Source organism: Vibrio sp. 10N.222.55.C7 (genome assembly GCF_041473335.1).
GTDB lineage: Bacteria > Pseudomonadota > Gammaproteobacteria > Enterobacterales > Vibrionaceae > Vibrio > Vibrio crassostreae_C.
This window is the reverse complement of sequence record NZ_JBFRSC010000021.1, coordinates 146,959-167,988: the sequence shown is the minus strand read 5'-3', so window position 1 is coordinate 167,988 and position 21,030 is coordinate 146,959. Positions and strand designations below refer to the sequence as shown.

At 43.5% G+C, this 21,030-nt stretch carries 19 protein-coding genes and 1 riboswitch; of the genes, 10 read left to right on the top strand and 9 right to left on the bottom strand.

Translation table 11 applies throughout. The features are described from left to right. Positions 1 to 39 precede the first annotated feature (39 nt). Complete coding sequence (gene cmoM, locus AB4482_RS08075; protein WP_017063509.1) at positions 40 to 825, bottom strand: tRNA uridine 5-oxyacetic acid(34) methyltransferase CmoM; 786 nt, start codon at positions 823 to 825, stop codon at positions 40 to 42. Positions 826 to 940: 115 nt separating this feature from the next. Between cmoM and elyC the strand changes: the two genes are divergently transcribed. After that, positions 941 to 1,792, top strand: a complete 852-nt coding sequence (gene elyC, locus AB4482_RS08070; protein ID WP_102332487.1) for an envelope biogenesis factor ElyC — start codon at positions 941 to 943, stop codon at positions 1,790 to 1,792. Positions 1,793 to 1,958: 166 nt separating this feature from the next. Here elyC and torR read toward each other — a convergent pair whose 3' ends face one another. Beyond that, positions 1,959 to 2,672, bottom strand: coding sequence for a two-component system response regulator TorR (torR, locus tag AB4482_RS08065; RefSeq protein ID WP_372180771.1), 714 nt, complete (start codon positions 2,670 to 2,672; stop codon positions 1,959 to 1,961). 285 nt (positions 2,673 to 2,957) lie between these two features. Here torR and torD point away from each other — a divergent pair, with 285 nt between their 5' ends. The 5 genes from torD (at position 2,958) to AB4482_RS08040 (ending at position 7,097) form a co-directional block, all read left to right on the top strand. Further along, positions 2,958 to 3,605 carry a molecular chaperone TorD gene (gene torD, locus AB4482_RS08060; protein WP_017062095.1) on the top strand — a complete coding sequence of 216 codons (648 nt, stop codon included), beginning with the start codon at positions 2,958 to 2,960 and terminating at the stop codon, positions 3,603 to 3,605. 316 nt (positions 3,606 to 3,921) lie between these two features. Further along, positions 3,922 to 4,926: an HTH-type transcriptional repressor PurR gene (purR, locus tag AB4482_RS08055; RefSeq protein ID WP_017063507.1), complete on the top strand. Its 1,005-nt coding sequence runs from the start codon at positions 3,922 to 3,924 to the stop codon at positions 4,924 to 4,926. A gap of 170 nt (positions 4,927 to 5,096) precedes the next feature. Next, positions 5,097 to 5,182, top strand: a riboswitch (cyclic di-GMP riboswitch). A 127-nt stretch (positions 5,183 to 5,309) separates the two neighbouring features. After that, a complete protein-coding gene (locus tag AB4482_RS08050; protein WP_019820997.1) occupies positions 5,310 to 5,900 on the top strand; it encodes a TfoX/Sxy family DNA transformation protein in 591 nt (196 codons plus the stop codon). A gap of 134 nt (positions 5,901 to 6,034) precedes the next feature. Beyond that, positions 6,035 to 6,715: a TVP38/TMEM64 family protein gene (locus AB4482_RS08045; protein WP_052879034.1), complete on the top strand. Its 681-nt coding sequence runs from the start codon at positions 6,035 to 6,037 to the stop codon at positions 6,713 to 6,715. Positions 6,716 to 6,779: 64 nt separating this feature from the next. Then, entirely contained in the window at positions 6,780 to 7,097 is a 318-nt protein-coding gene (locus AB4482_RS08040; RefSeq protein ID WP_017062099.1) for a DUF2007 domain-containing protein, read from the top strand. Between the two features lie 131 nt (positions 7,098 to 7,228). On the opposite strand, the gene AB4482_RS08035 is transcribed toward AB4482_RS08040, so the two are convergent. From AB4482_RS08035 to topA, 4 genes are all read right to left on the bottom strand, one after another. Next, entirely contained in the window at positions 7,229 to 8,026 is a 798-nt protein-coding gene (locus AB4482_RS08035; protein ID WP_017062100.1) for an alpha/beta fold hydrolase, read from the bottom strand. 285 nt (positions 8,027 to 8,311) lie between these two features. Further along, positions 8,312 to 9,766 carry a glycogen synthase GlgA gene (glgA, locus tag AB4482_RS08030; protein ID WP_136982375.1) on the bottom strand — a complete coding sequence of 485 codons (1,455 nt, stop codon included), beginning with the start codon at positions 9,764 to 9,766 and terminating at the stop codon, positions 8,312 to 8,314. Then, positions 9,756 to 10,985 (bottom strand): glucose-1-phosphate adenylyltransferase, encoded by a 1,230-nt coding sequence (gene glgC, locus AB4482_RS08025; protein ID WP_080582251.1) that lies wholly within the window; start codon positions 10,983 to 10,985, stop codon positions 9,756 to 9,758. Before glgC ends, glgA begins: the two co-directional genes overlap by 11 nt. Before the next feature lie 523 nt (positions 10,986 to 11,508). After that, positions 11,509 to 14,139: a type I DNA topoisomerase gene (gene topA, locus AB4482_RS08020; protein WP_136982376.1), complete on the bottom strand. Its 2,631-nt coding sequence runs from the start codon at positions 14,137 to 14,139 to the stop codon at positions 11,509 to 11,511. A gap of 439 nt (positions 14,140 to 14,578) precedes the next feature. Here topA and AB4482_RS08015 point away from each other — a divergent pair, with 439 nt between their 5' ends. Further along, the gene (locus AB4482_RS08015) at positions 14,579 to 14,824 is read left to right on the top strand and encodes a YciN family protein (RefSeq protein ID WP_017062104.1); all 246 of its coding nucleotides are present in this window, start codon (positions 14,579 to 14,581) and stop codon (positions 14,822 to 14,824) included. A 61-nt stretch (positions 14,825 to 14,885) separates the two neighbouring features. Here the strand turns inward: AB4482_RS08015 and aroA are convergent, their stop codons facing one another. Together aroA and AB4482_RS08005 are read right to left on the bottom strand one after the other, a co-directional pair. Then, positions 14,886 to 16,166 (bottom strand): 3-phosphoshikimate 1-carboxyvinyltransferase, encoded by a 1,281-nt coding sequence (gene aroA, locus AB4482_RS08010; RefSeq protein WP_017062105.1) that lies wholly within the window; start codon positions 16,164 to 16,166, stop codon positions 14,886 to 14,888. 162 nt (positions 16,167 to 16,328) lie between these two features. Further along, a complete protein-coding gene (locus AB4482_RS08005; protein WP_004736438.1) occupies positions 16,329 to 16,784 on the bottom strand; it encodes a glycine zipper 2TM domain-containing protein in 456 nt (151 codons plus the stop codon). Between the two features lie 53 nt (positions 16,785 to 16,837). Here AB4482_RS08005 and aat point away from each other — a divergent pair, with 53 nt between their 5' ends. The 3 genes from aat to infA all read left to right on the top strand — a co-directional run bounded on the left by aat (position 16,838) and on the right by infA (position 18,546). Continuing rightward, a complete protein-coding gene (gene aat / locus AB4482_RS08000) occupies positions 16,838 to 17,548 on the top strand; it encodes a leucyl/phenylalanyl-tRNA--protein transferase (RefSeq protein WP_017063504.1) in 711 nt (236 codons plus the stop codon). After that, the gene (locus AB4482_RS07995; RefSeq protein ID WP_017062107.1) at positions 17,548 to 18,246 is read left to right on the top strand and encodes an arginyltransferase; all 699 of its coding nucleotides are present in this window, start codon (positions 17,548 to 17,550) and stop codon (positions 18,244 to 18,246) included. The genes aat and AB4482_RS07995 overlap by 1 nt, the downstream gene beginning before the upstream one ends. Before the next feature lie 81 nt (positions 18,247 to 18,327). Continuing rightward, positions 18,328 to 18,546, top strand: a complete 219-nt coding sequence (infA, locus tag AB4482_RS07990) for a translation initiation factor IF-1 (protein ID WP_001040192.1) — start codon at positions 18,328 to 18,330, stop codon at positions 18,544 to 18,546. Between the two features lie 208 nt (positions 18,547 to 18,754). Here infA and clpA read toward each other — a convergent pair whose 3' ends face one another. Further along, a complete protein-coding gene (gene clpA, locus AB4482_RS07985; RefSeq protein WP_017062108.1) occupies positions 18,755 to 21,028 on the bottom strand; it encodes an ATP-dependent Clp protease ATP-binding subunit ClpA in 2,274 nt (757 codons plus the stop codon). Between the last annotated feature and the right edge of the window lie 2 nt (positions 21,029 to 21,030).

Here is a 21,030-nt window from a genome sequence, read left to right as displayed (position 1 = left end):
TAGCGCATGTTGTGGCTTCTTTTACCACATTCACCGCTGTTATTGCGCAGGTTTTTGAGCCCAAACGTGAATATAACGGCCTAGTGACAGATATGGCTCTTGGCGACATAGCTGTTTTTCCAGTTCCAATACATCTTCAAATTGGTAATCGCCCATGTACTCCATATTACCTATGTAGTCACTGAAAGAGCGAATGCCTGATTTACCACAGATTTCTAGACCAGCGTCTTCTATCCATTGATAAACCTCTTCCGGCTTCAAGCCTTTTTGTGGTTGCAGCTTAAACCGTTTTCGATGTGGCATCCCATTCAATACATGAGGAATGTTGCCACAAATCACATTTTTCAGGACTAATCCGTGGTGGTTGTAAAACATTATCGAGGCAACACCACCTGGCTTAACTTGTTCAAGCAATAAATCAAGCGCCTCTTTAGGATCGGCTAACCATTCCATTACGGCATGAAACATCACAAAATCGACTTTCTCATCGAGATGTTCTGCGACTTTTTGTACCGGTGAATGAATAAATCGATATTGCTCTAGCAAACCCGCTTCGCTGATACTTTCTTCGGCGAGCTTCAGCATTTCAGAAGAGAGATCACACAGAGAAACGTTATGCCCAAGCGACGCAATTTTTTGCGACATCTGCGCAAGGCCGCCTCCAGCATCAAGCACATGCAGCGGCGAAGCTGATTGCTCAAACTTGCTCAAAGCTTGTTCTAAATCTTCCCATACGATGATCTGACGGATCTCTCCTTTGTCAGAGCCGTAAATATTTTTTGCAAATTTGTGGGCAATATCGTCGAAATTACGGTCTTCAGTCACGGCTACTTGAGTTATTATGTCCTATCGTGCCTGCTATTCTGTCACAGGAATTTCAGGAATAAAGAGGCGATGTCTCTTTTTACTACTAAGTGATGTTTTTTCGGACTATTCGGATATGTTTGAGCTGAAAAAAGTAGTGTCTTCGCTATTGATGCCACTGCCAGCAATGTTAATTCTCGCTTTTCTGGGTTTAGCCCTAGTGATGTTTACTACCAAAAGGAAGACTGGTTGCCTAATCACCCTCTCAGCCCTATGTGGTATTTTCCTAATCGCTTTCCAGCCAGTTTCTAGTCAACTTTTAATGCCAATGGAAAGGCAACACACCGCATTTTTACCTGTCGATGAAACCGTCGATTACGTGATGGTTCTTGGAAGTGGTCACGTCGTAGACGACCAAATTCCACCGACATCAGAACTTAGCCGCACCGGCCTGATGCGTTTAAGTGAAGGGATTCGTATTCTACGCCTCTACCCTGGTGCAAAACTCATTTTGTCTGGCTATGGCGCAGGCACTGAAGTAAGTAACGCAAGAATGATGGCTAAAGTGGCTTTAGCACTTGGCGTAGCAAAGCCCGACATCATTCTGCTTGAAACCGCAAAAGACACTTGGGAAGAAGCCCGCCAAGCCGCTGCGTTCGTTAAGAATAAAAGAATGGTGTTGGTGACTTCAGCGAGCCATATGACTCGCGCACTGAACGAATTCAATGCTGCTGGAATGAAACCACTGCCGGCACCAACTAACTACCTTGCACAAGAAGGTATAGTTGAGCCGTGGGAAAAGTACATGCCGAAAGCGCTATACCTTGAGCAGACTGAGCGTTACTGGCACGAAACCATGGGATTGGTTTGGCAAAGCCTGCGTGATTGGCTAGATACAAGCAATGACATTGTTGAAGAGCCTGTTATTCCAGAAGCTTCCAGCTTAATTGAAGATGACGGTGAAGTTTCCGCGGCTCAGCCTCAATAAGCCCATTGAATCTTTAAACTCATCTTAAGCATACAGAGTCGCCAAGTATTTGTAGATTCTCTGGTTGTTAACAGTAAAAGCTGAGTAATAAAAAAGCCGAGACATCAATGATGTCTCGGCTTTTTACGTTTAAATGTCGTTGTTAATTAATCACTCCCGAAGGAAATCAATCACCAGCGAACATGTAACCTTCACCGTGAACCGTCACAAAGATTTGTGGGTTCTTAGGATCGAACTCCATTTTTGCACGCATACGACGAATCAGCACGTCGATAGTACGGTCATTAGGCGCGTCCACTCGGTGGCTAATCATATTCAAAATACGTTCGCGGCTTAATACTTGATTAGGGCAAGAAGACAAAGCCACTAGCAGTTCGTATTCTGCTTTGGTCAGTTTCACTGGTTCGCCGTTCTTGCTTAACGCACGACGAGGGATATCAAATGTCCACTCACCAAAACGAACCACAGACTCATCTGATGTTTCTTCTACAGCGCCCGCTGCTGTTTTACGAGCAGCAGAGATACGCCAAAGTAGGTTTTTAACTCGAACTAATAACTCGCGAAGTTCGAAGGGTTTAGTAACGTAATCGTCAGCGCCCATTTCAAGGCCTACGATCTTGTCGATGCTATCCGTGCGTCCAGTAACTAAAATAATTCCAATGTCTGATTGACTGCGTAATTCGCGAGTTAGCATCAATCCATCTTCGCCTGGTAAGTTGATGTCTAGCATAATGAGGTCAACATTGTTTTCTTCTAACACGTTTCTCATTTGAGCGCCGCTTTCTGCTTCGCTCACTGTGTAACCCTCGTTCTGGAAGTATCCAACCAGTTTACTGCGGGTTACCACATCATCTTCTACGACTAATACGTGATAGCTCATCTACACCACTTTTCTTATTTAATAGTTTCAGTGACTATTCTATTCATAACTAGTAACAATTCTAGTGGTACAGAAGATAAAAGCCAGAAACATGGATTTTTTTTGATACAAGACAATCTTAAACCTTGCTATTTATCGTCCATCGCAATTCAATATAGGCATTACTACTAACGAGTAACTTTGCGTTTCGCAAATAACCTTGTTATTCAGCCTTGGTGTGCTTATGCCCAAGTGACTTCAAGATGCATATAAGCAACATCACAAGACTAAGTCAGGATCTAACAAATGAAAGATACGAAAGCGTTCAACGAGCAAAGAGCAGAAATATACTGGTGGCTATCAAGCTTATTTGCCAAAGAGCTCACTCAAGAAGAACTCGATCACTACCACTCTGTTGAAATTCGTTCTTTCCTAACTGGTTTAGGCGAAAATGAGACACTAAAGCCAGCGATTGATAAGTTAGTGGATGCGCTGAACCGCCTACAAACTCGTGAAGATGCTCAGCTAGAACTGTCTGCAGACTTTTGCGATCTTTTCTTAAAGACAGATAAGCACGGCGCTCTTCCTTACGCTTCAATGTATATCGGCGAAACTGGCCTTTTGAATGATAAGCCAGCAAAAGATATGGAAGAGATCATGGCTAAGCACAACTTAGTTGTGAACCAAGATCTAAAAGAGCCAGCAGACCACATTGCTATCGAACTCGATTTCCTTGGTAACTTGATCATTCGTTCAAACGAAACGAATATTGAAGAAGAACTAGAGAATTCATTTGCCGCTCAACAGCAGTTTATCGAACAACAACTGCTGACTTGGTTACCAAAGTTCAACGTGAAATGTCATGACGTTGATGAATTCGGTTTCTACGCCTCCGTCTCATCGTTGCTACTCGCATTCTGTCAATTAGACACTCAATATTTAGCTGGTGAATAGCTTATTGGATGACTCGTTAAATAAATTCAGAAGAATGTGACAATTCACCCGGATTTCCGGGTGAATTTTATTGCGAGTAATTTCTAGTCAGTCTAAAATTGTGACCGCAAACGATAAAATATGAAACATTCACGAAATGCTATGCTTATTATAGTTTTGAGCATTTCGGTGTTAAGACAAGCCGCTCAATAGCGGTTTTTTGTTTTTTAGCACTTTTAGTACCCAAAGAGCCCTACAAATTTAAGCTCTTAGTTAGGTAGCTTAACGGCTACTTTATTCCGTACTTTGGGAAAGTAGCTTCTAATAGGATAAAACCATGGCCACTATAAAAGATGTCGCTCGCTTAGCCGGCGTATCAACAACAACCGTTTCTCACGTAATCAATAAAACTCGCTTTGTTGCAGAAGCAACGCAAGAAAAAGTAAACAAAGCCGTAGATGAACTGAACTATGCACCAAGTGCTGTTGCTCGTAGCTTGAAGTGTAATACAACACGCACCATCGGCATGCTAGTGACTCAATCAACTAATCTATTCTTCTCTGAAGTTATCGATGGTGTTGAGAGCTACTGCTACCGTCAAGGTTACACTTTGATCCTGTGTAATACGGGCGGTATCTATGAGAAGCAACGTGACTACATTCGAATGCTTGCAGAGAAACGTGTAGATGGCATCTTAGTTATGTGTTCTGACCTAACTGAAGAACTAAGAGAGATGTTAGACCGTCACGCTGACATCCCTAAAGTTATTATGGACTGGGGCCCAGAGAGTTCTCAAGCTGATAAGATCATCGATAACTCTGAAGAAGGTGGCTACCTAGCGACCAAATACCTTATTGAACGCGGTCACTCTAAGATTGCATGTTTAAGTGGCCACTTAGACAAAGCAGCATGTGTTGAACGTATTGCCGGTTACAAGCGCGCACTTAACGAAGCTAAAATTTCTGCCGATGACAATATGATCATCGAAGGCAACTTCGAGTGTGATACGGCTGTTCTTGCTGCAGAACAAATCGTTGAGATGGAAGATCGTCCAACGGCGGTATTCTGCTTTAACGACACAATGGCACTCGGCTTAATGAGCCGACTGCAAGAAAAAGGCATCCGCATTCCTGAAGATATCTCAGTGATCGGTTACGACAACATCGAACTCGCTGAATACTTCTCTCCGCCGTTAACGACAGTTCACCAACCAAAACGTCGTGTTGGTAAGAATGCATTCGAAATTCTATTGGAGCGCATCAAAGACAAAGACCACGAAAAACGCGTCTTCGAAATGCACCCTGAAATTGTTGAACGAAGTACAGTTAAGACGTTAAATTAATTGATAATTCGAGTTTAATTTCATCAAGCGCACCTTTAGGTGCGCTTTTTTTATCAGCAACTATAATGAACCCAGATGCACAACGGAAAGATCATTAATTGAAGCAGTATCACATTTTGAAATATCAAGTGTGAGCTTCATTCAACAAAAACTTTATTCTATTCAATCAGTCACGCACAGGGCAAACCACTCGAAAGAGTGAGACGCAAAGCTTCCGGCCTAAACCACTCGTTGGTATGGTAGCGGGGTTACCGATGGCAAAATGCAGTAACTACTAATAATTTAGTAATTTACGGCTTATTGACAATTTAATTGCAACATTTTGCTAATCTCTCGGACCTGCTTATTTGGTGGCGTAGTTCAAATACACCGAGATAAATAACATGGATAAACCGATACTAAAGGACTCGATGAAGTTATTTGAGTCCCTAGGAAAAATAAAATCACGCTCAATGTTTGGTGGCTTCGGTCTTTTTGCTGATGACACTATGTTTGCTCTGGTTGTAAATGACCAGTTGCACATACGCGCAGACAAAGGCACAACTAAACAATTCGAACAACAAGGGTTTCAACCGTACGTCTACAAAAAACGTGGGTTCCCTGTCGTTACTAAATATTTCGCTTTACCTGAAGGCCTCTGGCAAGACCAAGAGAAAATCTTGCAGCTTGCAACCACGTCTCTAGGTTTTGCTAAAGAAGAAAAAGCTGAGCAGTCTTCTGCTAAGCCGACCCGACTCAAAGATCTGCCTAATCTTCGACTCGCTACCGAGCGTATGTTGAAAAAGGCAGGGATCGATTCTGTAGAACGTTTATATGAATCTGGCTCTGTAAACGCATTTAACGCCATCAAAGAATCACATGCGTCTTCTGTTAGTATTGAACTACTTTGGGCGCTAGAAGGCGCGATCAATGGCACACATTGGTCTGTTATACCGCAGCAGCGTCGTGAAGAGCTTATCAATCGCGTCAATTAACATTGTCAGTGCAATCTATATACATAACTAAGCCGCATTTACTGCGGCTTTTTTTATATCTGGTGAAAGTTAATCTATGCTTTGCCTGTCTATCTATACTATCGGTATGCATTGAAAATTTAGAGGAAGTATCAATGAGTAAGAAAATGATATTGGGTATTGTGTTGGTCGTAACCATCGTCTTGTTAGGCATCAATTTCGGCCAGTACTTAACGCTTGAAAATGCTAAGGCCCAACAAGCTGTGTTAAATGACTACATTGACAGCAACTTTATTGCGGCTGCCGCTATCTATTTTATCGCGTATGTCATGATTACGGCTTTCTCCATTCCTGGTGCCGCTGTTGTAACCTTATTAGGGGCCGCGCTATTCGGCTTCTGGAACAGCTTGCTACTGGTATCTTTCGCAAGTGCGATCGGTGCGACCTTAGCTTTCTTAAGTAGCCGTTACCTGTTGCGTGACTGGATTCAAACCAAGTTTGGTGACAAATTGGCGACGATTAACAAGGGGGTTGAAAAAGACGGCGCATTTTACCTGTTTTCTCTGCGTCTGATTCCTGTATTTCCATTTTTCCTTATCAACCTATTGATGGGTCTAACACCGATGTCAGTGAGTCGTTACTACATTACGAGTCAAATCGGGATGTTACCGGGGACGGCGGTTTTCTTGAATGCTGGTACTCAGCTCGCAGAAATTGATTCACTTTCGGGCATCGTCTCCCCTTCAGTACTATTGTCATTTGCATTATTGGGGATATTCCCAATAGTGGCTAAATGGTTGATGGGTAAGTTTCGCTCAGCACCCGTAGCTGAATAATGTATATAGCAGAATAGTTTATAATATCTAAATAACACAGATAGCCGAATAAGGTTCTATTTCAATGAAAATCTTCAGTGCATCGAATCCGACAGAAGCTCATATCATCTGTGGATTGTTAGAAAGCGAGAATATTGCCTGTGAAGTCCGAGGTGAGGGGTTGTTCGGATTAAAGGGGGAAATCCCATTCACTGAAGAAACTGACCCTTACGTATGGTTATATGAGCCAGAATTGGCCAGTAAAGCTCGCATGCTCGTCAATGACTACCAAAAGCAGCAAGATTCGATCATCTATGAAGAGTGGCGTTGTGGTGAGTGTCATGAAGTCAACGAAGCGCAATTCGGCTCTTGCTGGCAGTGCGGTGCTGCCTCACCTGAATAGCAGGGTTTCAGTGACCTGATAGAACGATTCGGTCAGATACCTCCTCCAATTAAAAACGGGAAGCTAAAGTTAGCTTCCCGTTTTTATTTCAATTCGATTAACTCATCATCTTTGATTTCACGCCTAGAAAATCACTGAATTTGTTTTTGAATAAACGCAATCGAACGCTGATTAAACTCTTCAGGGTTTTCCACGTTACACACGTGTCCACAATTCGGGATTTCTACTAGCTCACTCGATTCATGCGCTGCAACCATTTCTTTTACAGGCTTAATAAACATGTAGTCACGTTCACCCATCAAATAAAGAGTCGGTATTGGTAGCTCTCTATCTTTAAAATATTTCATCAAGGGGTTTACATCAGCCGTTAAGATAAACCAGCGTTTAAATTCTTTCTGGCACAGTTTTTTGGCTTCGCGGATAAAAAGGTGACGAGACTCTTTTTGGCTTTTTTGTGGCATCACAACATAAGCAAAAAGGCTGTATAACCACATGTAAGGAATGATGTGCTTGCTGAGGTTACCCAACTTGATTAACACTTGAGAGCGAGTGTTTAGCTTGGTGACAGCGCCACCCAGTACCATTGAACGTACACGGCCAGCCGCCAGTTCGGCAACGTTACGCACAATAATCGTGCCCAAAGACATGCCAACGAAATGTGCAGAACGGATCTTAAGATGGTCTAACACTTTAAGAATATCAAGCGTCACCGATTTGAACGTATAACGATTCGAAATCAGCCCTTTAAGTATATTGTCTGATTTACCGTGCCCTCTCAGATCAATGAGAAGTAAGTTGAAATGCTGTTTATACGCTTTGATCTGCTTGAACCAGATGGAGGAACTGCCTCCTGCGCCATGCACAAATACAACCCACTCATCGCTCGTAGGGTGAGTAAATGTTTTATGAAATAGTAAACTCTCAGACATACCTATCGCTTTAATTATTGGAATGGAGCTATGCCTCATCACGAGGCGATGACTAAGGATACCACGCTATTAAGAACTTTAAGTGATAATAGTGTCAAACATATCATTAGTCATGTGAATACCTACCTCACCTTTTCTACCTGACAAAAATGAGTTTGCAAGCTTTGTCTTCGTAAACGTGATGTGCTCTGACCAGGAAACAAAAAGGCACTCAACAATTAGAGCGCCTTCATTTATTACGAGCTGTTGTTGCCCGCCCGCTAATTTTAAAGCTAAGTCAACAAGTTAAAATGCTGAATGATACATAGCTAGGTATTCTTTAGCCGCATCTTCCCAACTAAAATCTTGCTGCATCGCATAAAGCTGAGCACGCTTAATTTCAGATGGGTTTTGTGCATAAAGCAGTAATGAACGATGTAACACAATCAATAACGCCTGCGGTGTTGGCTCTTCAAAAGCAAACCCAGTCGCGACTTCAGGATCTTCATCGTAATCATTCACGCTGTCTTTTAAACCTCCCACAGAACGAACAATCGGCAAAGTACCGTAAGCCATGCTGTAGATTTGGTTTAAGCCACACGGTTCAAATTCCGAAGGCATCAAGAAGAAATCAGAGCCTGCTTCAACCAAGTGCGCAAGTTCATTATTGTACGCTTCTACGAACGAGAACTTATCTGAGTGAAGCGCTGATAGCTCTTTCAATTGACTCGCCAAAACCGGATCGCCAGTACCGACAATCACGATCTGAAGATCATTTTTCAAAAACTGTTCGATGATAGGCAGTAAGTAATGAACACCTTTTTGATTCGTCAAGCGACAAACCATGCCATAAACCGCGCAATCGGCAACGGGTAAACCTACATCTTGTTGCAGTTTTTGCTTACAAGCTGATTTTCCGCGAGCCATGCTGTGCTTGGTCGCTTTGTATTTACGAGGAAGGAAAGCATCAGTTTCCGGATTCCAAGCCCCATAATCACACCCATTCAAAATGCCGAACAGATCAGCAGATCTGTGTTGGAATTCTGCAGCCATACCGTGGCTACCTAATTCCGTTTTCAACTCTTCTGCATAGGTAGGACTTACTGCGTTCACTTTATCCGCACACATCACTCCAGCTCTTAGCATAGTGACATGAGTGTCACTCACTGAAGCTTCAGGCGCATGGTAACGGTGCATCTCTGGCAGGAATTGAAGTTCATCGTAGGCGAACACACCTTTGAAAACCGCATTGTGAATCGAAATAACACTGCGCGTATTTTCAAAGAAATCGTGTTGTTGATAACGCGATTTAAGCAAGAAAGGAACGAAACCAGTATGCCAGTCATTTGCATGAATGATATCCGGTTGGAAACCAAGCTTAGGAAGCATATCAAGACAGGCTGCACTAAAGAACGAGAAGCGCTCTCCGTTATCAGCATAAGCTTGATTGTTTTCTGCGTACATTTCCGGGCGGTCGAAATACTTGGCACATTCAATACCAAAAACAGGAACGCCTTCTACGCTCAGTTTTTTAACTTGATAAGCCGTATGAGGCCAATGATCGAGTTCAGTCGATAAAATAACTTCTGCTGAATCAATGTTTGGAATGTTTCTATATGCGGGGATAGTCACTCGAACGTCCTGTTCGAGTGTTTGCAACGCTTTCGGCAGTGCCTTGGCTACATCAGCCAAGCCACCACTTTTAATCAAGCCTTCAACTTCAGACGCTACAAAAAGTACCGAGAGAGTCTTAGTAACCAACTCGTGCTCCTTTAGAAATCACTACGACACCATCGTCAGATACGTGGTAATGCTTTTTGTCTTCTGTCAGATTTACACCAATCTGTGTACCCGGTGCGATATCTGCGTCTTTATCAATGATAACGCGGCGCAAGATACAACCCTCACCCACTTTTACATCACCGAGTAAGATACTTTCGCTAATATCACACGCTGATGCGATATTGCTGCGGAAGCCCAGTACACTCTTTTCAATACGCGAACCACGTACATAACTACCGCTACACACAAGGCTATCAATGATCTGAATTCGACCATTTGCCGAATCAGTAAACGTAGCTGGTGGTAGTGGCGGGTAATAAGTGTGTAGAGGCCATTTACGGTTGTATAGCGAGAATGGCGCATCTTTCTTAAGAAGGTCCATGTGCGCTTGCCAGTACGCGTCAATCGTACCTACATCGCGCCAGTAAACTTCTTCTTTCTCACCAGTAATACGGTTGGTGCTGAAATCATAAACAAACACATCACCACGTGGGAACATGTTTGGAATAATGTCTTTGCCGAAATCGTGTGTCGAACCTTCTCTATCAGCATCTTCCGTTAGTTCGGCAAAAAGCTCTTTCGCTTCGAACACGTAGTTGCCCATTGAAACGAGCGCTGATTCTGGATCGCCCGGGATCGACTTCGGATTTGCAGGTTTCTCTTCAAAGCCAATCATACGGCCGTCAGCATCAACCTCAATAACACCGAATTCTGATGCTTCAGCAAGCGGCATGCGCAATGCTGATACTGTTAGAGCCGCTTTCTTCTCTTTATGGAAATCAAGCATCTGTTTGATGTCCATCTTATAGATATGGTCTGAACCAAAAATACATACTTGATCAGGTTCTTCCAACTCCATAAAGCCCATGTTTTGGTAGATCGCATCTGCTGTGCCTTCATACCAACGCTTTCCTTTACGCATTTGCGCAGGAATTGGGTCGATAAAACGGTCTGTTATGCCACTGATATTCCAGCCTTTTTTCATATGGTGGAACAGTGACTGTGACTTAAATTGTGTTAATACGTAGATCTTCATTAGATCAGCATTAACGAAGTTGTTCAAAGCGAAATCAATTAAGCGGTAACTACCACCGAAAGGAACCGAGGGTTTGCTGCGAGATTCAGTTAAAGGTCTTAAGCGAGAGCCTTCACCACCAGCAAGAATCATTCCCAATACACCAGCCATTTTATTCTCCATATATCTATAGCTTGTCGATGTTAGTACTCGTAGAGGTATCTTCCTCTGGGGGATGAGCACCAACACTTATTTCGGTATTTAGCGAATATCCATTCACATACAGTGACAATATCCTAAGCCAAACGTTGTTATGTGTGCACTATTCTTTGCACTTGGTTTTATATACGTTATCGACTTTTCGGCCGAATTCAATTTTTAATACGCCATTCTGTGGTACGTAAGCTGATTGCTTTCCCAAGACTTAAAGCAGCTCACATTACACCGTCCAGACGAAACATTACATTAACACCCGACACACATCAGGTATACAACTAAACGCTGATCTGTGAGTTACAATATTTTAATTAAGTTACATTCTCGTTAAAGTTGCATAAGAAAATCTGATTAATTGCCATTATTTATTTTACGATGTGAATTTAATAAATTCTCGCAGACGAAACACCAGCTCAACAAGTTGCATATTTAGTCATATTGAGATCAAAAAAAGCAGCCATTAGGCTGCTTTTTCATCAATAACGTTCAGTTATTTCTCTTTAGGCTTTTTACGCTTATCCGTAACTTCCCACTTACCGTCGATGTACAACGCAGTCCAACCGGACGGTTTTCCATCTACTTCAGTACGCACGTAGTTTTCTTTGGTCTTACGACTAAAACGAACCACTGTCGGCTTACCATCAGGGTCAGCAACTGGCGCTGATGCTAGGTATTGGAACTTAGGTGAGATACGGTCTTTAAAACGAACCAGCTCTTCCACTAATGGTGCACGTGTTTCACGTGATTTAGGGAAGTTGCTCGCAGCCATAAATAGACCAGAAGCACCATCACGAAGAACAAAGTACGCGTCTGAATTTTCACACGGAAGTTCAGGGAAATGCACCGGGTCTTCTTTTGGTGGCGCAACTTCGCCATTTTTCAGAATCTTACGAGTGTTCTTACAATCTTCACTCGTACAGTCCATGTATTTACCAAAACGACCGTTCTTCAGAACCATGTCAGAACCACACTTGTCACACTCAACAAGTGGACCATCGTAGCCTTTCACTTTAAATTCGCCGTGCTCAACCACATAACCTTCACAGTTCGGGTTGTTACCACATACGTGCATCTTACGCTTATCATCGATTAGATAGGCATCCATTGCCGTTTCACAAATAGGACAACGCTTTTTAGCTCGAAGTGCTGCTGTTTCAACGTCTTCTTCAAGCACGTTGATAATGCCTTCTTCATCACCAAGGTTGATTGTTGTCTTACAACGCTCTTTTGGTGGAAGTGCATAGCCAGAACAGCCAAGGAATACGCCTGTCGAAGCAGTACGGATACCCATCTTACGACCACAAGTCGGACACTCGATATCAGTTTCTACGATGTGGTTTGGCTTCATGCCACCCGCATCTTCGTCTAAGTCTGCTTTTTCCAAATCGCCAGTAAAGTCTTCGAAGAAGTTATCTAGCACGCCTTTCCAGCTTGCTTCGCCTTCTGCGATTTGGTCCAACTTCTGCTCCATACGAGCAGTGAAGTCGTAGTTCATTAGGTCATTGAAGCTGCCATCTAGACGGTCAGTAACAATTTCACCCATCTTCTCAGCATAGAAACGACGCTGTTCAACTTTTACATAACCGCGATCTTGAATCGTTGAGATGATTGATGCGTATGTTGAAGGACGACCAATACCACGCTTCTCAAGCTCTTTAACTAGCGCCGCTTCAGTGAAACGAGCCGGTGGCTTAGTGAAGTGCTGTTTAGGGTCTAGCGCAATCAGATCAAGCTTATCGCCGATCTGTACTGCTGGAAGGATCGTATCTTCGTTCTTGCCCATTGGACGCTGAACACGAGTCCAACCATCAAATTTAAGGATACGACCTTTCGCTTTCAACGTGTACTCATCTGCTTTAACGCTTACTGTCGTTGAATCGTATTGAGCTGGCGTCATTTGACACGCTACGAATTGATTCCAAATTAGCGAGTAAAGCTTGTGTGCGTCTGCGTCTACGCCGTTTAGATCTTCCGACTTAACATCTACACTTGAAGGACGAATCGCTTCGTGGGCCTCTTGAGCGCCCTCTTTGCTGCCGTATGCAAGTGCTTTAGGTGGAAGGTATTGCGCGCCGTACTCAGAACCAATGTATTCACGAGCGGCTTCTACAGCTTCTGAACTCAAGTTGGTTGAGTCAGTACGCATATAAGTGATGTAACCCGCTTCATACAGGCGTTGAGCCAGCATCATGGTTTTCTTTACGCCATAACCAAGACGCGTACTCGCCGCTTGTTGCAGCGTCGACGTGATGTAAGGTGCAGACGGCTTACTCTTTGTTGGGCGGTCTTCACGTTTACATACTTCGTATTGCGCTTTTTCTAAAACGCTAACAGCAGCTTGTGTTTGCGCTTCATTTTCAGGTTTAAACGCAACACCGTCTTTCTGTGCAACTTGCAGTCTAAAGTCGGTTTTCTCTGCTGTTTTAGTATCAGCATGCACATCCCAGAACTCTTCAGGGATAAAGGCGTTGATCTCGCGCTCACGCTCTACCAGTAGTTTTACCGCTACTGATTGAACACGGCCAGCGGACAGGCCTCGTGCTACTTTTTTCCAAAGCAGAGGTGACACCATAAAGCCAACAACACGGTCCATAAAACGTCGTGCTTGTTGTGCGTTTACGCCATCAATATTTAGCTCACCTGGAGTTTCGAAAGCTTGTTGAATAGCATTCTTGGTGATTTCGTTAAAAACCACTCGCTTGTATCGCGTTTCATCGCCACCGATGATCTCACGAAGGTGCCATGCGATAGCTTCTCCTTCGCGGTCCAAATCGGTTGCGAGATAAACATGGTCTGCGTTCTCAGCCAGTTTTTGCAATTCAGCGACGACTTTCTCTTTACCAGGTAGGATTTGATAGTTCGCTTCCCACTCTTTATATGGGTTGATACCCATCTTTTTGATAAGAGCTTTGCGATCTTTTTCTTTTTTGATACGAGCTTTGTCTTCTGGGCTCATACCCTTGGTTGAAACTGCAGCAGCCTTTTGACCAGTACTTTGACCTGCCGTTGGTAAATCACGTACGTGACCTACACTCGACTTAACGACAAAGTCTTTGCCAAGATATTTATTGATAGTTTTAGCCTTGGCTGGCGACTCCACTATAACGAGCGATTTACCCATATTGACTCTAACGTCCTTAATCACGATGCTTCAGCACCAACAATTTAGCTTGTGGGCTTTTACGCATGATATTCTAAATTCATTGCTTCTTTTTTTACTATTGTGCGAGATTACTAGAAGATCAACCGCTTTTTTCAAAATTGGATCTGATCGCTCGACAATTCGACGACTCATAGATAAAAGGGTCACAATATAAAGAAGCTATAAAGTACTCACTAAGAATACTTGCAAGAGCCTATTCATCAGGCATTACGTCTAAACGGGCTCATACTAAGCTTGTCCGCGAATCTAACGCGAGCCCCATTCAATTATTTTTGCCGTAAATCACAAAATAAATTGTGGATGTTTGAAAAGACTCTCTTAATCGGTTGTGAAATCATTGAATTTCTAGTTCGACACCATAAACTCAACGTTATATTCAGTTATCAGAGATAAACTCATGACAAAGAAAGTAATAGCAGAATTTGATTTACTGCTTATCGCAAACCAAATTATCCAATCACATGATGACTACATTGAAGGCATGCGCGCAAACAGCGTAGTAGAAAAAGACGATGTACTCGTCTTCAAAGGTGAATACTTCTTAGACAGCAATGGAATGCCGACAGAGAATACAACCGCGGTATTTAACATGTTTAAATACTTAGCGCACCACCTTTCGAAAGAATTTACAATTCAGCAATAATTAAAAAGCTTGCCACTTAGGCAAGCTTTTTTGTTCCTAAACCTTTACATACTAAGCATTTTTATAGACTTAGCATTTTCAGCTTGTCGAAATAATCAGGGAATGTCTTTGACGTACAACCTGGATCATTAATCGTCACAGGCGTATCGCTCAAAGCAACCAGCGAGAAACACATCGCCATACGGTGATCATCGTAAGTATCAATCGCCGCATGAGTCAGTTCAGCCACAGGGTTAACAATAATGTAATCTTCACCCTCTTCCACTTCAGCGCCGACTTTGCGTAGCTCTGTTGCCATTGCAGCCAAGCGGTCTGTCTCTTTCACACGCCAGTTGTAGACATTACGGATTGCCGTTGTGCCTTTCGCAAACAATGCGGTTGTCGCGATAGTCATCGCAGCATCTGGGATATGGTTATAGTCCATATCAATGCCTTTCAGCTCGCCACAACGAGAAATAACGTAGTCGTCACCCCATTCGATTTCCGCACCCATTTTCTCAAGCGCATCAGCGAATTGGATATCACCTTGGATACTGTTTTTACCAATACCAGTGACCTTAATCTCACCACCTTTGATAGCAGCGGCTGCAAGGAAATATGACGCAGATGATGCATCACCTTCAACCAAGAAATCACCCGGTGCCGAGTAAGATTGCCCGGTAGGAATCACAAACTCTTGGTAATCATTATTGATCACGTCCACACCAAATTGCTTCATGATGTGCAGCGTAATATCGATGTAAGGTTTAGAAACCAATTCACCGTCAATTTTAATGGTCACTTCACCTTCAGCTAAAGGCGCAGCCATCAAAAATGCCGTCAAAAATTGACTAGAGATCGAACCGTCGATAGAAACCGTACCGCTCTTCAAACCGGTACCTGTGATCTTCAATGGCGGGTAGTTTTCGTTCTCTAAATATTCAACGTCGGCACCGGCTTCTCGTAGTGCTGTTACTAAGTGGCCAATTGGGCGCTCTTTCATGCGAGGCTCACCAGTAAGAACGTATTCACCGCGACCTAAACATAGTGCAGCCGCCAACGGACGCATCGCCGTACCCGCGTTACCTAAGAAAAGCTCTAGGGCTTTGTCACTTGAGAATGCACCACCAACACCTGTCACTTCACAAACGGTTTTGTCTGCAGACAACTGATAATCAACACCTAACTGAGTCAATGCATTCAACATATGACGAATATCATCACTGTCTAGCAAGTTTGTTAGGCGAGTGGTTCCCGTAGAAAGTGCAGCCAAAAGAAGTGCACGGTTGGAAACGCTTTTTGAACCAGGTAGGTTAACTTCCCCGTTCACTTTTTGAATTGGTTGTAACGTAAGGCTTTCCATTAAATCTTATAGTCCTTGTACCACCCGAAGTCACTGGTGCGTATTTATTTTCGGGTGATGAATAATTCTTCGTACTTGCAGACTAACGAACTTTTCCAACGAACTCCAGAGCTAATCCGGCCCAAACCGGTGATTAATTAGCCAATCAATCGTATTTATATACTAGTACACGAGATCGACTCGAACACCATCTGAAAAATAGAGAATTCGTACATCATCGCCTCGGTTGAACAGCATCGAGTTATCGACATCTTGGATAATGTTGACCAACTTGTCGTCTTTGGTTTTGACCAATAACTCGACCAGTTTGTACTCTACTTTATATTGTGTGTTACCTCGGTTACGAGCAATACCCGCACCTGCTACTGCACCTACAGCTGTCGCCACTTCTTTACCAGTGCCGCCGCCAAACTGGTTACCAATCAAGCCACCAATCGCCGCACCTAACAAGGTTTCCCAACCATTCGCTTTCGACTCAACGATCTCTTGCTGAGTGATGTATCTGACCGTATCAATCTCACCATAAACCACCTCGTTTACTGGTCGAGCTTGGTTTCTGTTGTAAGCTGCATTTGCCAACATGGGCAAAACAAGTAAAATCCAAAGCAACTTCTTCATGGTAAAACTCCTAAAGACCTCTTGGTCAGTGATTAATCTGTAATGCGGTACTTATGACTATATACCTAACCGAACTTGATACTACTAGTATAGAGTTTCCTTCGCCTTTCGACGCGCTTGATGACCCCAACGGTCTGCTCGCCTTCGGTGGTGATTTATCACCAATGCGAATTTTAAACGCTTATAGCCAAGGTATATTTCCATGGTATGGCCCAGGTGAGCCTATACTTTGGTGGAGCCCTGCACCGCGAGCGGTATTTAATCCTAAGACATTCGAACCGTCAAAAAGTCTTAAAAAGTTTCAAAGAAAGCACAATTACCGAGTCAGCATCAACCAAGCGACGGACAGAGTAATTGGTTATTGCTCTTCACTAAGACCCGAAGAAGAAACCTGGCTAAACAGCGACATGCAGTCAGCCTACCGCAAACTCGCTTCATTAGGTTTCTGCCACTCGGTTGAGGTTTGGCAAGATGATGAACTGATCGGTGGACTTTACGGCTTACAAAGAGGCCAAGTCTTTTGCGGTGAATCGATGTTCAGCCTAAAGACCAATGCCTCTAAAATTGCGCTGTGGTACTTTTGTAAACACTTTACCCGATTCGGCGGACAACTGATTGATTGCCAAGTCATGAACCCTCACTTGGAATCCTTGGGCGCTATCGAGGTTGATAGGGATGAATTCCTAGGCTCTCTGCAATTACTCAAAGAGTTCTCCGTTGACGATGCATGCTTTAAAACCCAATGGCTAAAGGAAATGCCTTAATGAATCCAGATTTACAACAAATCAGAATTGGATTAACAGACAATCACGCTTGCAGCTACTTACCTCACTTCGAAGAGAGAGTGGCGGTCACGCTTGACGAACACATGCACACCTCAGATAACTATGAAGTTCTGCTTGCGAATGGATTTCGCCGCAGTGGTTCAACCATTTATAAGCCACATTGCGATAATTGCTCAGCATGCCAAGCGATTCGGCTTTCAATTCCTGAGGTTAAGCTTTCCAAAAGCCAACGACGGATCCTTAACAAAGGAAAATCACTACGTTGGGAACTGAAAGATGAGATGGATGACAACTGGTTTGACTTATACAGTCGCTATATCACCGCTCGTCACCGTTCGGGAACCATGTACCCACCCAAGAAAGAAGAGTTTCTACAATTCTCTAAAAATGAGTGGCTTACTACAAAGTTCATGCACATCTATGATGAGAACAAGTTGGTTGGTATCGCCGTAACCGACATCATGGCTCACTGTACGAGCGCGTTTTATACCTTCTTCGCTCCTGATATAGACATTTCGATGGGAACACTTGGCGTTCTATTTCAGATCCAACATGCCCAGAAAGAACAAAAACAATGGTTATATTTGGGTTATCAAATCGATGAATGCCCTGCGATGAACTATAAAGTACGATTTCAACGTCATCAAAGGCTAGTAAATCAGCGGTGGCAAGGGTAGAATACGCGACAACTTTACATATTTTGATTTTAACGGCACAATCAAGCCGTTGAAAACCGCCAAATTTCGAAAGAGGATTAGATGGCTAAAGAAGACGTAATCGAGATGCAAGGCACTGTCCTTGATACTCTACCAAACACAATGTTCCGTGTTGAGCTTGAAAACGGTCACGTAGTGACAGCACACATCTCTGGTAAAATGCGTAAGAACTACATCCGTATTCTTACTGGTGATAAAGTAACTGTTGAGATGACTCCATACGACCTTTCTAAAGGCCGCATCGTCTTCCGTGCTCGTTAATTTTTAATTAGCGAATACAATAAGAAGCGGAGCTTAAGGCTCCGTTTTTTATTGCCTGAGCTTTTTACTACACAAGCACATCAATCTCGCATCTCGCATCTCGCATCTCGCATCTCGCATCTCGCATCTCGCATCTCGCAAGCATAAAAAAACGCACAACCTAAGTCATGCGTTTTATATTTAAGCCTTTGATTTATCAATCACTTCGTTAGTGCATGACCTCTTCTTTAGCACCAACATAGATGAAATCCAATTCGTCTTTTTTCAGGGATACTTTAACCGTACCGCCATCAACCAAGCTACCGAACAGTAACTCGTTAGCAAGTGGTTTCTTAAGCTTCTCTTGAATAACACGTCCCATTGGACGAGCACCCATGGTCTTGTCATAGCCTTTATCAGCTAACCAGTGACGAGCATCCTCAGAAACCTCTAAAGACACGCCACGAGCGTCCAGTTGAACCTGAAGCTCGACAATGAACTTATCAACTACTTGGCTAATCACACTTGGGTCAAGGCTGTTGAACCAAATGATATTATCAAGACGGTTACGGAACTCAGGAGTAAATACCTTCTTGATTTCGCCCATCGCATCTGGCGCATGATCTTGTTGGATCAGGCCGATCGATTTCTTCTCGGTTTCAGCCACACCTGCGTTGGTCGTCATCACTAGAATCACATTACGGAAGTCCGCTTTGCGACCATTGTTGTCAGTTAGCGTGCCGTTATCCATTACCTGCAGTAGCAAGTTAAAGATATCTGGGTGAGCTTTCTCGATTTCATCCAGTAACACAACAGAGTGCGGGTTCTTGATTACGGCATCCGTTAGCAAACCACCTTGGTCGTAACCAACATAACCAGGAGGCGCACCAATCAAGCGGCTCACTGAGTGTCGCTCACCGTACTCAGACATATCAAAGCGCAGAAGCTCAATACCCATCAACTTAGACAGCTGAACAGTCACCTCTGTTTTACCGACACCAGTAGGACCAGCAAACAAGAATGAACCAACAGGTTTATTGTCTGCACCCAATCCAGCACGGGTCAGCTTAATCGCTTCACTCAATACATCGATTGCAGGGTCTTGTCCGAATACCAACATTTTCATGCGCTCATCCAGTTTCTGGAGTGTATCTTTGTCTGAAGACGATACTGACTTTTCAGGAATACGCGCCATTTTCGCAACCATTGACTCAATATCAGCCACGCTTACCGTTTTCTTACGACGGCTTGCAGGTGCCAAACGACTACGAGCGCCCGCTTCATCGATTACGTCAATGGCCTTATCAGGAAGGTGGCGTTCATTAATGTATTTAGCTGACAGTTCCACAGCGGCACGCAACGCTTTGTTGGTGTAGCGCACTTCGTGGTGAGCTTCGTATTTTGGCTTCAAGCCAATCAGGATCTTGGTCGTATCGTCTAGCGATGGTTCAATAATATCTATTTTCTGGAAGCGACGAGCTAAAGCACGCTCCTTCTCAAAAATACTGCTGTACTCTTGGTACGTTGTTGAACCGATGCAACGTAATTTGCCACTGCTTAGTAGTGGTTTAATTAAGTTTGCCGCATCAACCTGACCACCCGATGCAGCCCCGGCACCGATAATGGTGTGGATCTCATCGATGAACAGAATCGCGTCTTCTTCTTTCTCCAGTTGCTTAAGAATCGCTTTAAAACGTTTCTCAAAGTCACCACGATATTTGGTTCCGGCTAACAGTGAACCGATATCTAGAGAATAAATTACGCTGCTCTGAATGATTTCAGGCACTTGTCCTTCAACGATGCGCCATGCAAGACCTTCCGCGATGGCAGTTTTACCTACCCCCGCTTCACCCACTAACAGAGGGTTGTTCTTACGACGACGACACAGAACTTGGATAGTGCGTTCTAGCTCTTTGTCACGACCGATTAGTGGGTCAATATTGCCCTGCTTTGCGACTTCGTTAAGGTTAGTAGCAAAATTTTCTAAACGGTCTTCAGAGTTAGCTTCTTCAGCATTTTCTGCACCACCAAATGAATCGGATGATGAAGGACTGTCGCCTTCGTTGCTCGCTTTGGTAATACCGTGTGAGATGAAGTTAACAATATCTAAGCGACTAATGTCGTTTTTCTTGAGAAGATATGCCGCGTGAGATTCTTGCTCACTAAAAATAGCCACAAGTACGTTAGCACCTGTTACTTCGCTGCGACCTGAAGATTGAACATGAAAAACAGCGCGTTGAAGTACTCGTTGGAAGCTCAACGTAGGCTGAGTTTCGCGAGTTTCGTCGCTTTCAGGGATAAGTGGGGTCGTTTGATCGATAAAAATATCGAGCTCATTGCGAAGAGCATCGAGATCAGCCTGACAAGCTTGGAGCGCTTCCTTGGCCGCATCATTTTCTAATAATGCTAGTAGGAGGTGTTCGACAGTCATGAATTCATGTCGCTTGTCTCGCGCACGAGCAAATGCGCCATTTAAACTCGTCTCTAATTCTTTATTTAGCATAA